This is a genomic window from Burkholderia sp. FW306-1C-G01B (assembly GCF_058781685.1).
This window is the reverse complement of sequence record NZ_JBYSWZ010000012.1, coordinates 52864-66311: the sequence shown is the minus strand read 5'-3', so window position 1 is coordinate 66311 and position 13448 is coordinate 52864. Positions and strand designations below refer to the sequence as shown.

Annotated in this window: 11 protein-coding genes; 8 read left to right on the top strand and 3 right to left on the bottom strand. The window is 66.5% G+C overall.

The annotated features are described in order from the left end of the window. The first annotated feature begins 83 nt into the window (after positions 1–83). From selD to AC3WLY_RS23355, 3 genes are all read left to right on the top strand, one after another. Complete coding sequence (selD, locus tag AC3WLY_RS23365) at positions 84–1148, top strand: selenide, water dikinase SelD (RefSeq protein WP_175960095.1); 1065 nt, start codon at positions 84–86, stop codon at positions 1146–1148. A 70-nt stretch (positions 1149–1218) separates the two neighbouring features. Continuing rightward, positions 1219–1809, top strand: a complete 591-nt coding sequence (locus AC3WLY_RS23360) for a LysE family translocator (RefSeq protein ID WP_492309776.1) — start codon at positions 1219–1221, stop codon at positions 1807–1809. Between the two features lie 289 nt (positions 1810–2098). Then, complete coding sequence (locus AC3WLY_RS23355; RefSeq protein WP_492309777.1) at positions 2099–3178, top strand: purine-nucleoside phosphorylase; 1080 nt, start codon at positions 2099–2101, stop codon at positions 3176–3178. Between the two features lie 217 nt (positions 3179–3395). On the opposite strand, the gene AC3WLY_RS23350 is transcribed toward AC3WLY_RS23355, so the two are convergent. Together AC3WLY_RS23350 and ceoR are read right to left on the bottom strand one after the other, a co-directional pair. Further along, positions 3396–3689, bottom strand: coding sequence for a DUF4148 domain-containing protein (locus AC3WLY_RS23350; protein ID WP_492309778.1), 294 nt, complete (start codon positions 3687–3689; stop codon positions 3396–3398). A gap of 364 nt (positions 3690–4053) precedes the next feature. Beyond that, positions 4054–5058: a putative multidrug efflux transcriptional regulator CeoR gene (gene ceoR / locus AC3WLY_RS23345; RefSeq protein WP_072444546.1), complete on the bottom strand. Its 1005-nt coding sequence runs from the start codon at positions 5056–5058 to the stop codon at positions 4054–4056. A gap of 174 nt (positions 5059–5232) precedes the next feature. Between ceoR and AC3WLY_RS23340 the strand changes: the two genes are divergently transcribed. From AC3WLY_RS23340 to opcM, 4 genes are read left to right on the top strand one after another with little or no spacing between them, the layout of a single operon-like run. Then, complete coding sequence (locus AC3WLY_RS23340) at positions 5233–6093, top strand: alpha/beta hydrolase (protein ID WP_027781544.1); 861 nt, start codon at positions 5233–5235, stop codon at positions 6091–6093. Between the two features lie 32 nt (positions 6094–6125). Beyond that, positions 6126–7343: a multidrug efflux RND transporter periplasmic adaptor subunit CeoA gene (gene ceoA / locus AC3WLY_RS23335; RefSeq protein WP_425131479.1), complete on the top strand. Its 1218-nt coding sequence runs from the start codon at positions 6126–6128 to the stop codon at positions 7341–7343. 45 nt (positions 7344–7388) lie between these two features. After that, on the top strand, positions 7389–10604 hold the full coding sequence (gene ceoB / locus AC3WLY_RS23330; RefSeq protein ID WP_175960100.1) for a multidrug efflux RND transporter permease subunit CeoB: 3216 nt from the start codon (positions 7389–7391) through the stop codon (positions 10602–10604). A 10-nt stretch (positions 10605–10614) separates the two neighbouring features. Further along, on the top strand, positions 10615–12156 hold the full coding sequence (gene opcM / locus AC3WLY_RS23325) for a multidrug efflux transporter outer membrane subunit OpcM (RefSeq protein ID WP_175960101.1): 1542 nt from the start codon (positions 10615–10617) through the stop codon (positions 12154–12156). A 334-nt stretch (positions 12157–12490) separates the two neighbouring features. Here the strand turns inward: opcM and AC3WLY_RS23320 are convergent, their stop codons facing one another. Further along, positions 12491–12673: a hypothetical protein gene (locus AC3WLY_RS23320; RefSeq protein WP_492332720.1), complete on the bottom strand. Its 183-nt coding sequence runs from the start codon at positions 12671–12673 to the stop codon at positions 12491–12493. A gap of 181 nt (positions 12674–12854) precedes the next feature. Between AC3WLY_RS23320 and AC3WLY_RS23315 the strand changes: the two genes are divergently transcribed. Next, a complete protein-coding gene (locus AC3WLY_RS23315; protein WP_175960103.1) occupies positions 12855–13433 on the top strand; it encodes a YbhB/YbcL family Raf kinase inhibitor-like protein in 579 nt (192 codons plus the stop codon). Positions 13434–13448 lie beyond the last annotated feature (15 nt).

Below are 13448 nucleotides of genomic sequence, written 5' to 3'. Positions count from 1 at the left end.
GGGCGCCGACAATTATGTGGGTATCGGGCGCGCTCGCGCGGAATTGTCGATAATGGAGCGTTGTTATTCACCGGATGCCGACGATGACCGAAGCCACCCAAGCCCAGCCTGCCGTTCCGCGCCTCACGAGCCTGTCGCACGGGGGTGGTTGCGGCTGCAAGATCGCACCGGGCGTGCTGTCCGAACTGCTGAAGCGCGCGACGCCGCCCGCGCTGTTCCCGGACCTGCTGGTCGGCACCGAGACGTCCGACGATGCGGCCGTTTACCGTCTCAACGACGAGCAGGCGATCGTCGCGACCACCGACTTCTTCATGCCGATCGTCGACGATCCGTTCGACTTCGGCCGCATCGCGGCGACCAACGCGCTGTCCGACGTCTACGCGATGGGCGGCAAGCCGATCCTCGCGCTCGCGCTGGTCGGGATGCCGATCAACGTGTTGCCGCACGAGACGATCGCGGCCGTGCTGCGCGGCGGCGAATCGGTGTGTGCGGACGCCGGCATTCCGGTCGCGGGCGGCCATTCGATCGATTCGGTCGAGCCGATCTACGGGCTCGCGGCGATCGGCGTCGTGCATCCGTCGCGCGTGAAGCGCAACGCGGCCGCGCGCGCGGGCGACGTGCTCGTGCTCGGCAAGCCGCTCGGCGTTGGCGTGCTGTCTGCCGCGCTGAAGAAGAACCAGCTCGACGCCGCGGGCTACGCGCAGATGGTCGCGACGACCACCAAGCTGAACCGGCCGGGTGCCGAGCTTGCCGCGCTGCCGGGCGTGCACGCGCTGACCGACGTCACGGGCTTCGGGTTGCTCGGCCATACGCTCGAACTGGCGCGCGGCGCGCATCTCACCGCGCGTGTGCACTACGCATCGCTGCCGTGGCTCGCGGGTGTCGAGGCGTTCGTCGCCGACGGCGTGTTCACCGGCGCATCGGGCCGCAACTGGGCCGCGTACGGCACCGACGTGCGGCTCGCCGACGGCCTGCCGCCCGTTGCACAGGCGCTGCTGACCGATCCGCAGACGTCGGGCGGCCTGCTCGTCGCGTGCGCACCGGAAGCGGTCGACGAAGTCCTCGCATGCTTCCGTGCCGACGGCTTCGACCGCGCGGCCGTGATCGGCGAGATGGTGGACGGGGCGGCGCGGGTCGAGGTAGCTTGATCACCGTTCTTCCTGCGGATATTTTGCTGCCGCTGGAATCGATGCCTTTCGTCGACGGCGTCGAGGATCGGTGAGCGATTTCCTGTTCGGGCTGACGATCGCGCTGTCGGTCGGGCCTGTCGCGCTGATGATTGCGAACTACGGGATGCGCGCCGGCACCGCGAGTGGCGTGCGCGCGGCAGTCGGTGTCGCGACGGCCGACGGCTGCTATGCGATCGTCGCGTTCACGATTGGCGCGATGCTCGCGGGCACGCTCGCGTCGCACCTGTTGCTGTTCCGTGTCGTCGGTGCGCTCGTGTTGCTCGCGATGGGCACATGGATGCTGTGGCAGGCGCTGCGGGACCGGCGCCGCACGCTCGACGGCGATGTACCGACGCCGGGCAATCGCCCGTTCACGTCGATGTTCTTCGTCACGCTCGCGAATCCGCTGACCATCCTGCTGTTCTATGGCTATGCGACGGCTGCCGCCGGTGCGCATCGGCACTGGCTTTTCGGCGCCGCATGCGTGTTTGCCGGCAGCCTCGCGGGGCAGCTCGTGTTCGCATTCGGCGGCAGTGCGATCGGACGCATCGTGAAGTCGCCGGGGTGGCTCGCGGCGAGCCATGTGGTTGCCGCGCTGGTCGTGCTCGGTTATGGCGTCGCGGGGCTCGTACGCGTGTAGCGGTTCGGGAGCCGGCCGAAGGCGACGTCGACTTCGACGGGTGCGATGCTCGGCGTTATGCCGGCGGGCATGCGTTCCTGCCAACCGGATAGTATTCCTGATGGTCGCCGTGCACGGCGATGGTGCAAAACCAACGACGCACATCGCATTGCGCAACACGCACACCGTTGCACGAAACACGGGGAGCCGTTTCGTAGCCGGGTTCCGCATCGCGCGGGCCCGTTCTATACTCCTTCGCGCAGTCTCCGAGAGCCGTTCTCACCCAACATCATCGAAACAAGGGACGCCGATGCTGACTCGCTCCATTCTTTCCGCCGCCGCATTCTCGCTCGCGGCCTGTGCGACCGCGCCGTCGATCGCGCAGGACAACCAGGGCAACAACGCGGGCAACACTGCATTTGCCGAGACCGGTGCACAGGGCCGCCCGGTCAAGGTCATGATCATCACGATGTTCGGTCCGGAGGGCCAGGCCTGGCTCGACCGGATCGGCCCGTGGCGCGACATCGCCGTGCCGGGCTTGTCGCCCGACTATCCGGCCGTCCACTGCAACAAGCAGGACGTGTGCGTGGTGACGACCGGCATGGGCTATGCGAACGCGTCGGCGACGATCATGGCGCTCACGTTCTCGCAGCGCTTCGATCTGCGCCGCACGTATTTCCTGATCTCCGGCATCGCGGGCGTCGACCCCGCGCAAGGCACGGTCGGTTCGGCCGCGTGGTCGAAGTACCTCGTCGATTTCAGCCTGCAGTGGGAACTCGATGCGCGCGAGATTCCGTCCGGCTGGAATACGGGCTTTCTCGGCATCAACACGAAGAGCCCGAACGACAAGCCGCCGCTCGACTACCGCACCGAAGTGTTCCAGCTGAATCCGCAGCTGACCGACGCCGCGGTCGCGCTGTCGCGCAACGTCGTGCTCGCCGACAGCGCGCAGGCGCAGGCCGCGCGCGCGAAGTTCACGTATGCGCCGGCGAACCGGCCGCCGACGGTGATCCAGTGCGACACGTCATCTGGCAACACGTGGTTCTCGGGCACGCTGATCGGCGAGCGCGCTCGCCAGTGGACGAAGATCCTGACCGACGGCAAGGGCACCTACTGCATGACCGCGCAGGAAGACAACGCGACGTACGAAGCGCTCAAGCGCGCGGCGAGCGTGAAGCGGGTCGACCTGTCGCGCGTCGCGGTGCTGCGCACGGGGTCCGATTTCGACCGGCCGTATGCGGGGCAGACGAGCGCCGACAACCTGCTGAACTACGCGGACCAGGGCGGCTTCGCGCCGGCGACCGAAAACCTGTACCGCGCGGGCAACCCGCTCGTGCAGGACATCGTGACGCACTGGGGCGAATGGCGCGACGGCGTACCGCGCCGCTGATGGCCGGACTGGCCGGACGATGACTCAGCCGGCGGTCAATGCGATTGCGGGGCCGAACGGAACGGCGTCCAGACCGGCGTGGTGTCGTCCCAGTGATCGAGCGGCGAAGGAAGTTGGTCGTTCATCATGTGCTCCTGCAACTAACTGACTCAGCGAGTCGTCGATGGGTGTTTCGCGACGCCGCGCACGGGGCAACCCGCTGCGCGGCGTCGCGCGTTTACCGGCCTCCGCCGGCGAGCTGGTTGCTTTCCGGCATCGAGCGATACGGGCCTTGCGCGAGTTCGAGCCCTTGCGGATACGAAGTTGCCTTGCGCAGGTACGAGAGCGTGCCGTCGCGGCGAGCCTGTTCGACTTCCGCACTCACTTCGGCGCGCGTGCGCGGGCCGTTGTGCTGCGAGTACCACGACGTGTTGCCGTAGTCGCCGGCGTGCGGCGTGCCCGAATCGGCGAAGGCCGGTGCGGACACGGCGAGTGCGAGGGCCAGGGCGGAGAGAAGGTGGCGGCGGTTCATGGCGTAACTCCTGTCGGTCCCATCAAGCGGGATCTGTTCGATGCGCAACGAGGTGCGCGACAGGGTTTACTCTAGGTATCCGTTCCGTCGCGATAAATGCGGCAGACGCGAATTGATTTGTCGTTGCAAAGGAACAATCGTCATCCGCACGCTCGGCAGGGTTATGCGGAAATCGCCGCCAGCCCCATGCAGCGGGGCTCACACGGATGCGACGACAACCCGCGACGACGCACGCGAACGATTGCCGCGCTCGGCACAAAGGATTGCTGCGGATTCGGGAAAGATGGCGGGCGCCGCGCGGGAACGCGGCGCGAAGGCGGGACAGCACGCGGGCCTCGCAGCCCGCGCGTGCTGGTTCAGACGATTACGCGACCCACTCGTTGATGACCGGCGTGTCGAGCGCCGGCGCGCGCTCGGCTTCCTCGAACGTGCGCTTGCTGCACGTCGCGTCGAGGCTGCCCTTGCCGCTCAGCAGCGGGCAGCGGTCGAACACTTCGGCGATCCAGTCGACGAACACGCGCACTTTCGGCGACAGATGGCGGCTGTGCGGATACACGACCGAGATCGGCATCGGCAGCGGCTTGATGCCGGGCAGCACTTCCTTGAGCCGGCCTTCGCGCAGGTGCGGCAGCACCATGAAGAGCGGCGGCTGGATCAGCCCGAAGCCTTCGATCCCGCAGGTCACGTACGCATCCGCGTCGTTCACCGACACGATGCTTTCCATCTTGATCTCGGTTTCCTTGCCGTCGATCAGGAACGACCAGTCGATCGTGCGGCCGGTGCGGCTCGAGAAATAGTTGACGGCCTTGTGCTGGCTCAGGTCCTCGATCGTCTTCGGCTCGCCGAAGTGTTCGAGATACGCGGGCGCGGCGACCGTCACGCCTTCGAACAGGCCGACCCGGCGCGCGACGAGCGACGAGTCCTGCAGCGCGCCGACGCGGATCACGCAGTCGACGCCTTCCTGCAGCAGGTCGACCGGGCGGTCGGACAGGCCGAGCTGCAGGTCGATGTCCGGATAGCGCGTGTGGAATTCGCACAGCGACGGAATCACGAGCAGCCGCCCGATCGAACCCGGCATGTCGATACGCAACTTTCCGTGCGGCTTCCGGTTGTTGGCCTGGAAGCTCGCTTCGGTTTCCTCGACGTCCGCGAGGATCCGCACGCATCTTTCGTAGTACGCGGCGCCGTCCGGCGTCAGCGACAGCCGGCGCGTGGTCCGGTGCATCAGCCGCACGCCGAGAAACGCTTCGAGATTCTGGATGATCGTCGTGACGGACGCCCGCGGCAAGCCGAGCGTTTCTGCCGCCTTGGTGAAGCTGCTTGTATCGACGACGCGAGTAAACACCTGCATGGCCTGAAGCCGGTCCATCACAACCTCCGCAATCTAATTTGCCGCCGGAACAAGAAGGCTGCGCTACCTCGTGGGTGAACGCAGCCTCGGATTGTTCGGGGTCGTTGAATTGTGTTGCCGGATTATAGGCATTTATCCCAATGTCTGCCGGCCCCAGAATTCGTTCCATCTCGAAATGGATGCTGCATCGTCATGGACGCTTCTGAATTCAGCAAATTCCTGAAAGCCGCGCTGCCCGCTCAAGCCTTGGCGGGCGCGGCGCTGACGGTTGCCGAAGTGGAAATTCCCGGCTACGCACAGGACATCGTGCTGCGCCTCTACCGCCGCCCGGACAAGACCGGGCTGCCAGTAGTGCTTTATTTCCACGGCGGCGGTTTCGTCCGCGGTTCGCTCGAAGACGCTGATTTCGCCGCGCGTTTTTTAGCAGAACGCTTACCAGCTCTCGTAGTGTCGGTCGATTATTCGCTCGCGCCGGCCTTTCCTTTTCCGGCCGCGCCGGAGGATGCGTATCGCGCGGCCGTGTGGGCCGCGACGCGTGCCCGCGCGTTCGGCGGCAATCCGAAGAAGATCGGTGTCGCGGGCCACGACGCGGGCGGGCAGCTCGCGAATTGTCTGGCATTCATCGCACGCGACCGCGGCGAAGTGTCGATCGCCGCGCAGGCGCTGTTCGGGCCGATGCTCGACCCGAGCATGACGCGCATCGGCGACGCCGAGCGCCTCGCGTCGGACATCACCGCGCGCGAATGCGCGGCCTGCTATCGCGCGTATCTGCCGCAGGCCGCGCAGCGCATGCACCCGTACGCGGCGCCGATCGAATCGGTGCGCCTCGCGGGGTTGCCGCCGACGCTCGTCGTCACCGCGCAGAACGACGTGCTGCACGTCGAAGCGGAGAAATATGCGGGCTGCCTGATTTCGTCGGGCGTGCTCACGCAGGTGATCCGCTATCCGGACATCACGCACGCCGCGCTCGCGACGCACGAAGCCGCATTCGAGGAAGCCGTGCGCTTCTTCCAGTGCCGCTTCCAGGCGCGCCAGCCGAACCGTTCCGAATAACCAGAACCAATCCACGTTTATTGGAGATCCACATGGCCATCCTACGCACCTCCCGTTCCCGAATCGCGACAGCGGCGATCGTGACGCTCGCCGTTGTCGGCCTCGGAACGTTCGGCGCAATGCGCGTGAACGCGAACGCGCCCGAAAAAGCAGCCGCGCCGCTGCCCGAAGTCGACGTCGCGACCGTCGTGCCGCAGACCGTGACCGACTGGCAAGGTTATTCGGGCCGCCTCGAAGCGATCGAGAAGGTCGACGTACGCCCGCAGGTGTCGGGCACGATCGTCGCGGTGAATTTCAAGGACGGCGCGCTCGTGAAGAAGGGCGACGTGCTGTTCGTGATCGACCCGCGCCCGTACCAGGCCGAAGTCGACCGCGCGGCTGCGCAGCTCGCGGCTGCCCAGGCCCGCAACGGCTATGCGCAGACCGACTGGCAGCGCGCGCAGCGGCTGATCGGCGACAACGCGATCGCGAAGCGCGATTACGACGAGAAGCAGAACGCGGCCCGCGAGGCGACGGCGAACGTGAAGGCGGCCGATGCCGCGCTGGAAACGGCGCGCATCAACCTCGGCTACACGCGGATCACCGCGCCGGTGTCGGGCCGCGTGTCGCGCGCGGAGATCACGGTCGGCAACGTCGTGTCGGCCGGTGCGTCGGCCGCGCCGCTGACGACGCTCGTGTCGGTGTCGCCGATCTATGCGTCGTTCGATGCGGACGAACAGACCTACCTGCAATACATCAACGGCGCGCGCGACGGCCGCAAGGTGCCGGTCGAGCTCGGCCTCGCGAACGAAGCCGGCTACTCGCGCAGCGGCGTGATCGATTCGGTCGACAACCGGCTCGACACGTCGTCGGGCACGATCCGCGTGCGCGCGCGCTTCGACAACGCCGACGGCGCGCTCGTCCCGGGCCTCTACGCGCGCGTGAAGGTGGGCGGCAGCGCGCCGCACCAGGCGCTGCTCGTCGACGACGCGGCGATCAACACCGACCAGGACAAGAAGTTCGTGTTCGTCGTCGACCAGCAGGGCCGCGTGTCGTACCGCGAAGTGCAGCAGGGGATGCAGCACGGCAACCGGCGCGTGATCGTGAGCGGGCTTTCCGCGGGCGACCGCGTGATCGTGAACGGCACGCAGCGCGTACGACCCGGCGAGCAGGTGAAGCCGCACATGGTCCCGATGACGGGCGGCGATGCGCCGTCCGCGCCGCTCGCGAGCACCGCGAAGCCGGCCGCACCGGCGAAGGCGGATTCGTAAGCGGCGCGCCGCTTCGCATCCGCGTTCAACCAGACAGAGCCACACATGAACATTTCCAAATTCTTTATCGACCGGCCGATCTTTGCAGGAGTCCTATCAGTGATCATCCTGCTCGGCGGGGTGATCGCGATGTTCCTGCTGCCGATTTCGGAATATCCGGAAGTCGTGCCTCCTTCCGTGATCGTGAAGGCGCAATACCCGGGCGCGAACCCGAAAGTGATCGCCGAGACGGTCGCGTCGCCGCTCGAAGAGCAGATCAACGGCGTCGAGGACATGCTCTACATGCAGTCGCAGGCGAACAGCGACGGCAACATGACGATCACCGTCACGTTCAAGCTCGGCACCGATCCGGACAAGGCCACGCAGCTCGTGCAGAACCGCGTGAACCAGGCGCTGCCGCGCCTGCCGGAAGACGTGCAGCGGCTCGGCATCACCACGGTGAAGAGCTCGCCGACGCTGACGATGGTCGTGCACCTGATCTCGCCGGACAACCGCTACGACATGACCTACCTGCGCAACTACGCGCTGATCAACGTGAAGGATCGCCTGTCGCGGATCCAGGGCGTCGGCCAGGTGCAGCTGTGGGGTTCGGGCGACTACGCGATGCGCGTGTGGCTCGATCCGCAGAAGGTCGCGCAGCGCGGGCTGTCCGCCGAGGACGTCGTGCAGGCGATCCGCGAGCAGAACGTGCAGGTCGCGGCCGGCGTGATCGGCGCGTCGCCGTCGCTGCCCGGCACGCCGCTGCAGCTGTCGGTGAACGCGCGCGGCCGTCTGCAGACGGAAGACGAGTTCGGCGACATCGTCGTGAAGACGACGCCGGACGGCGGCGTCACGCGCCTGCGCGACATCGCGCGGATCGAGCTCGACGCGTCCGAATACGGGCTGCGCTCGCTGCTCGACAACAAGCCGGCCGTCGCGATGGCGATCAACCAGTCGCCGGGCGCGAACTCGCTGCAGATCTCGGACGAAGTGCGCAAGACGATGGCCGAGCTGAAGCAGGACATGCCGGCGGGCGTCGACTACAAGATCGTCTATGACCCGACGCAGTTCGTGCGTTCGTCGATCAAGGCCGTCGTGCACACGCTGCTCGAAGCGATCGCGCTGGTCGTGATCGTCGTGATCGTGTTCCTGCAGACCTGGCGCGCGTCGCTGATTCCGCTGATCGCGGTGCCGGTGTCGATCATCGGCACGTTCTCGCTGCTGCTCGCGTTCGGGTATTCGATCAACGCGTTGTCATTGTTCGGGATGGTGCTCGCGATCGGGATCGTGGTCGACGATGCGATCGTCGTCGTCGAGAACGTCGAGCGCAACATCGAAAGCGGAATGAACGCGCGGCAGGCGACCTACAAGGCGATGCAGGAAGTGAGCGGGCCGATCATCGCGATCGCGCTGACGCTCGTCGCCGTGTTCGTGCCGCTCGCGTTCATGTCGGGCCTGACCGGCCAGTTCTACAAGCAGTTCGCGATGACGATCGCGATCTCGACGGTGATCTCGGCGTTCAACTCGCTGACGCTGTCGCCGGCGCTGTCCGCGATCCTGCTGAAGGGCCATGGCGACAAGGAAGACTGGCTCACGCGCGTGATGAATCGCGTGCTCGGCGGCTTCTTCCGCGGCTTCAACAAGGTGTTCCATCGCGGCGCGGAGAACTACGGCCGCGGCGTGCGCGGCGTGCTGTCGCGCAAGACGCTGATGCTGGGCGTGTACCTCGTGCTGGTGGGCGCGACCGTGCTGGTGTCGAAGGTCGTGCCGGGCGGCTTCGTGCCCGCGCAGGACAAGGAATACCTGATCGCGTTCGCGCAACTGCCGAACGGTGCGTCGCTCGACCGCACCGAGAAGGTGATCCGCGACATGGGTTCGATCGCGCTGAAGCAGCCGGGCGTCGAGAGCGCGGTGGCGTTCCCGGGGCTGTCGGTGAACGGCTTCACGAACAGCTCGAGCGCGGGCATCGTGTTCGTCACGCTGAAGCCGTTCTCCGAACGGCACGGCAAGGCGCTGTCGGCCGGTGCGATCGCCGGCGCGCTGAACCAGCAGTACGGCGCGATCAAGGACTCGTTCGTCGCGGTGTTCCCGCCGCCGCCGGTGCTCGGCCTCGGCACGCTCGGCGGTTTCAAGATGCAGATCGAGGATCGCGGTGCGGTCGGCTATGCGCGGCTCGCGGATGCGACCAACGACTTCATCAAGCGCGCGCAGCAGGCGCCCGAGCTCGGGCCCCTGTTTACGAGCTACCAGATCAACGTGCCGCAGCTCAACGTCGATCTCGACCGCGTGAAGGCGAAGCAGCTCGGCGTGCCGGTCACGGACGTGTTCAACACGATGCAGGTGTATCTCGGCTCGCTGTACGTGAACGACTTCAACCGCTTCGGGCGCGTGTACCAGGTGCGCGTGCAGGCCGATGCGCCGTTCCGCCAGCGCGCGGACGACATCCTGCAGTTGAAGACGCGCAACGACAAGGGCGAGATGGTGCCGCTGTCGTCGCTCGTCACGGTGACGCCGACGTTCGGCCCTGAAATGGTGGTGCGCTACAACGGCTACACGGCGGCCGACATCAACGGCGGCCCGGCGCCGGGCTTCTCGTCGGGTCAGGCGCAGGCCGCGGTCGAGCGGATCGCGCACGAGACGCTGCCGCGCGGCGTGCGCTTCGAGTGGACCGACCTCACGTACCAGCAGATCCTCGCGGGCGATTCGGCGATGTATGTGTTCCCGATCAGCGTGCTGCTCGTGTTCCTGGTGCTCGCCGCGCTGTACGAAAGCCTGACGCTGCCGCTCGCGGTGATCCTGATCGTGCCGATGAGCATTCTGTCGGCGCTGACGGGCGTGTGGCTCACGCAGGGCGACAACAACATCTTCACGCAGATCGGCTTGATGGTGCTGGTGGGGTTGTCGGCGAAGAACGCGATCCTGATCGTCGAATTCGCGCGCGAACTCGAACACGACGGCAGGACGCCGCTCGAGGCCGCGATCGAGGCGAGCCGGCTGCGGCTGCGCCCGATCCTGATGACGTCGATCGCGTTCATCATGGGCGTCGTGCCGCTCGTCACGTCGACGGGCGCGGGTTCGGAAATGCGCCATGCGATGGGTGTCGCGGTGTTCTTCGGGATGCTTGGCGTGACGCTGTTCGGGCTGATGCTGACGCCGGTGTTCTACGTCGTGCTGCGCACGCTCGCGGGCGGCAAGATCCACGTCGCGGGCAAGGACTCGGCCGGTTACGGCGTGACGGCCCCGGGCGTACCGGCTTCGGGCGTGCCGGCTTCGGATGCTTGAGGATAAGAAGATGGACAACATGCACAATACGAATGGCCTGATGCGCTTCGCGAAGGTGGCGGCCGCGAGCACCCTGCTCGCGACGCTGCTCGCCGCGTGCGCGGTAGGCCCCGACTACAAGCGCCCGGATGCGCCGACGCCCGCCGCGTTCAAGGAAGCGCCGACGCTCGCCGCGGGCGAACAGGCCGGCACGTGGAAGACGGCCGAGCCGTCGGACGGCGCGCACCGCGGCGAATGGTGGACGGTGTTCGGCGACCCGGTGCTCGATTCGCTCGAGACGCAGGCGCTCGCCGCGAACCAGAACCTGAAGGCCGCGGCCGCGCGTGTCGAGGAAGCGCGCGCGGCGACGCGTTCGGCACGCTCGCAATGGTTCCCGCAGGTCGGCGCCGGCTTCGGGCCGACGCGCGAAGGGCTGTCGTCGGCGTCGCAGCTCCAGCCGCAAGGCACGGGCCCGACCAACGCGACGCTGTGGCGCGCGCAGGGCACGGTGTCCTACGAGGCCGACCTGTTCGGCCGCGTCGGCCGCAACGTCGAGGCGTCGCGCGCCGACCAGGCGCAGAGCGAAGCGCTGTTCCGTTCGGTGCAGCTCGCGCTGCAGGCGGACGTCGCGCAGAACTACTTCGAACTGCGCCAGCTCGACTCGGACCAGGACCTGTATCGCCGCACGGTGGAGTTGCGCGATCAGGCGCTGAAGCTCGTGCAGCGACGCTTCAACGAAGGCGACATCAGCGAGCTCGACGTGTCGCGCGCGAAGAACGAGCTGGCCAGCGCGCAGGCCGATGCGGTCGGTGTTGCGCGCCGGCGCGCGGCTTCCGAGCATGCGCTCGCGATCCTGCTCGGCAAGGCGCCCGCGGATTTCGCGTTCAAGGAAACGCCGATCGTGCCGGTCGGCGTGAAGATTCCGGCGGGCCTGCCGTCCGCGCTGCTCGAACGCCGTCCGGACGTGTCGGCGGCCGAGCGCGCGATGGCGGCAGCGAACGCGCGGATCGGCCTCGCGAAGTCGGCGTACTTCCCGAAGCTCGACATCACGGGGGCGTTCGGCTATGAAGCGTCGACGCTCGGCAACCTGTTCCTGTGGTCGAGCCGCACGTTCCTGCTCGGGCCGTTCGCCGGCACCGCGCTGACGCTGCCGCTGTTCGACGGCGGGCGCCGTGCGGCCGGCGTGCAGCAGGCGCGCGCGCAGTACGACGAGCAGGTCGCGAACTACCGGCAGCAGGTGCTCGTCGCGTTCCGCGAAGTCGAGGACAATCTCGCCGATCTGCGCCTGCTCGACGACCAGATCCGCGCGCAGGATGCGGCCGTCAATGCGTCGCGCCGCGCGGCGACGCTGTCGCGCACGCAGTATCAGGAAGGCCAGGTCGCGTATCTCGACGTGATCGACAGCGAGCGCTCGGTGCTGCAGTCGCAGTTGCAGTCGAACCAGTTGACCGGCGCGCAGGCCGTGTCGACCGTGAACCTGATCCGTGCGCTGGGCGGCGGTTGGGGGAATGCGCCGGCGCCGACGGCGGTGGGTGATGCGGCATCCGTCAAGGCGGAAGTGGCTGCGCGGTGACGCGCGAACGGCGGGCGATTCGTCGCTCGCCGGCCGTAAAGCGAAGAACCCCGGCATGCAGGCCCAGGTCTGCATGCCGGGGTTTTTTTATGGGTTATCGCGAATGTCCGGGGAAGGAATGTCGGCGATCGGCCAATCAGCAACGTTCACCGGATAATGCGGTTGGACATTCGAGCGTCGGTCGCACGCCGAAAGCGGTCAATGATCCTTCCGAAGTCGATGGCGGCTCGGCGCTGTCCGACATCGGGATTGCCTCGGTCGTACTTCGGCAATCGGGAAAATGGCGGACGGTGACGGCATCGATGCCACGATGTCAGGCAATTGCCGCCGCTGATCAACGCGTTTCCGCCGATTCAAAGATCGCGCGGCCGTCCACTGCAACGCCTCGCGTGAGCACCGTGCCGACATTCACGGTACCCGCCTCAAACCCGGTTGCTGCCTGATCCACTGGCATACCCTCCGGCGCACCGAACATCCTTGACGAATCCGCGCTGTCGGTACCGGACAGACGCGCCATGCATGAAGGCGTTCCTGTTGAAACGCCGATCGGTAAGCGACGATCGAATCGACTGAACGTCCTGCCAACGACGTTGCAGCGAAGGCAACACCGTGGTTCGCGAATGCGCCTTCCGTTGCGAATTGCTACAGGATACGGTTGATACCGTTGTACTGAACGCTTACCTTCAACGGAGCACATCATGCGCTCGAGGATTTTTTTGTCCGCGATTCTCTGCACGTCAACGGCACTGGCGGTCATCCCGGCGACAGCCAGCGCGGAGCCGTTTGCAATCAGGGTCGATGACCTCAGTCACGGACACTTTACGAACGAACAGGTTTACGGCGGTTTTGGCTGTCACGGTCAGAACGTTTCGCCGCGCATTTCGTGGACTCACGTTCCGCGCGGCACGAAGAGCCTCGTCGTGACAATTTTCGACCCCGATGCGCCGACCGGCGGGCTCGGCTGGACCCATTGGGAGGTCGTCAATATTCCACCTTCGGAGTCGTCGATCGAAAAAGGCGCTTCCGGCAATCCGACGCGCATGCCGGCAGGCGCTGTCGAGACGTTGACGGACTTTGGCGAATCCAGATACGGTGGGCCGTGCCCGCCTCAGGGGGCGTCGCATCGATATGTCGTGACGGCGTCCGCCCTGGACGTGGCAAAAATCGATGTGGCGCCGGCGGCGAGTCCTGCAGTCGTCGCCTATCAGATGCACGGGAAAGTCATCGCTCAGGCGAAGTACGTCGCCAGATATCATCGCGCCGCGACTAACGATTGATGGTTGCGATTACAC

Bases quoted from the DNA above. Each gene is read 5' to 3' on its own strand.
- ceoB (WP_175960100.1), top strand. From the start codon at position 7,389: ATGAACATTTCCAAATTCTTTATCGACCGGCCGATCTTTGCAGGAGTC.
- AC3WLY_RS23315 (WP_175960103.1), top strand. From the start codon at position 12,855: ATGCGCTCGAGGATTTTTTTGTCCGCGATTCTCTGCACGTCAACGGCA.
- AC3WLY_RS23350 (WP_492309778.1), bottom strand. From the start codon at position 3,689: ATGAACCGCCGCCACCTTCTCTCCGCCCTGGCCCTCGCACTCGCCGTG.
- AC3WLY_RS23340 (WP_027781544.1), top strand. From the start codon at position 5,233: ATGGACGCTTCTGAATTCAGCAAATTCCTGAAAGCCGCGCTGCCCGCT.
- AC3WLY_RS23320 (WP_492332720.1), bottom strand. From the start codon at position 12,673: ATGGCGCGTCTGTCCGGTACCGACAGCGCGGATTCGTCAAGGATGTTC.
- opcM (WP_175960101.1), top strand. From the start codon at position 10,615: ATGGACAACATGCACAATACGAATGGCCTGATGCGCTTCGCGAAGGTG.
- selD (WP_175960095.1), top strand. From the start codon at position 84: ATGACCGAAGCCACCCAAGCCCAGCCTGCCGTTCCGCGCCTCACGAGC.
- ceoA (WP_425131479.1), top strand. From the start codon at position 6,126: ATGGCCATCCTACGCACCTCCCGTTCCCGAATCGCGACAGCGGCGATC.
- AC3WLY_RS23355 (WP_492309777.1), top strand. From the start codon at position 2,099: ATGCTGACTCGCTCCATTCTTTCCGCCGCCGCATTCTCGCTCGCGGCC.
- ceoR (WP_072444546.1), bottom strand. From the start codon at position 5,058: ATGGACCGGCTTCAGGCCATGCAGGTGTTTACTCGCGTCGTCGATACA.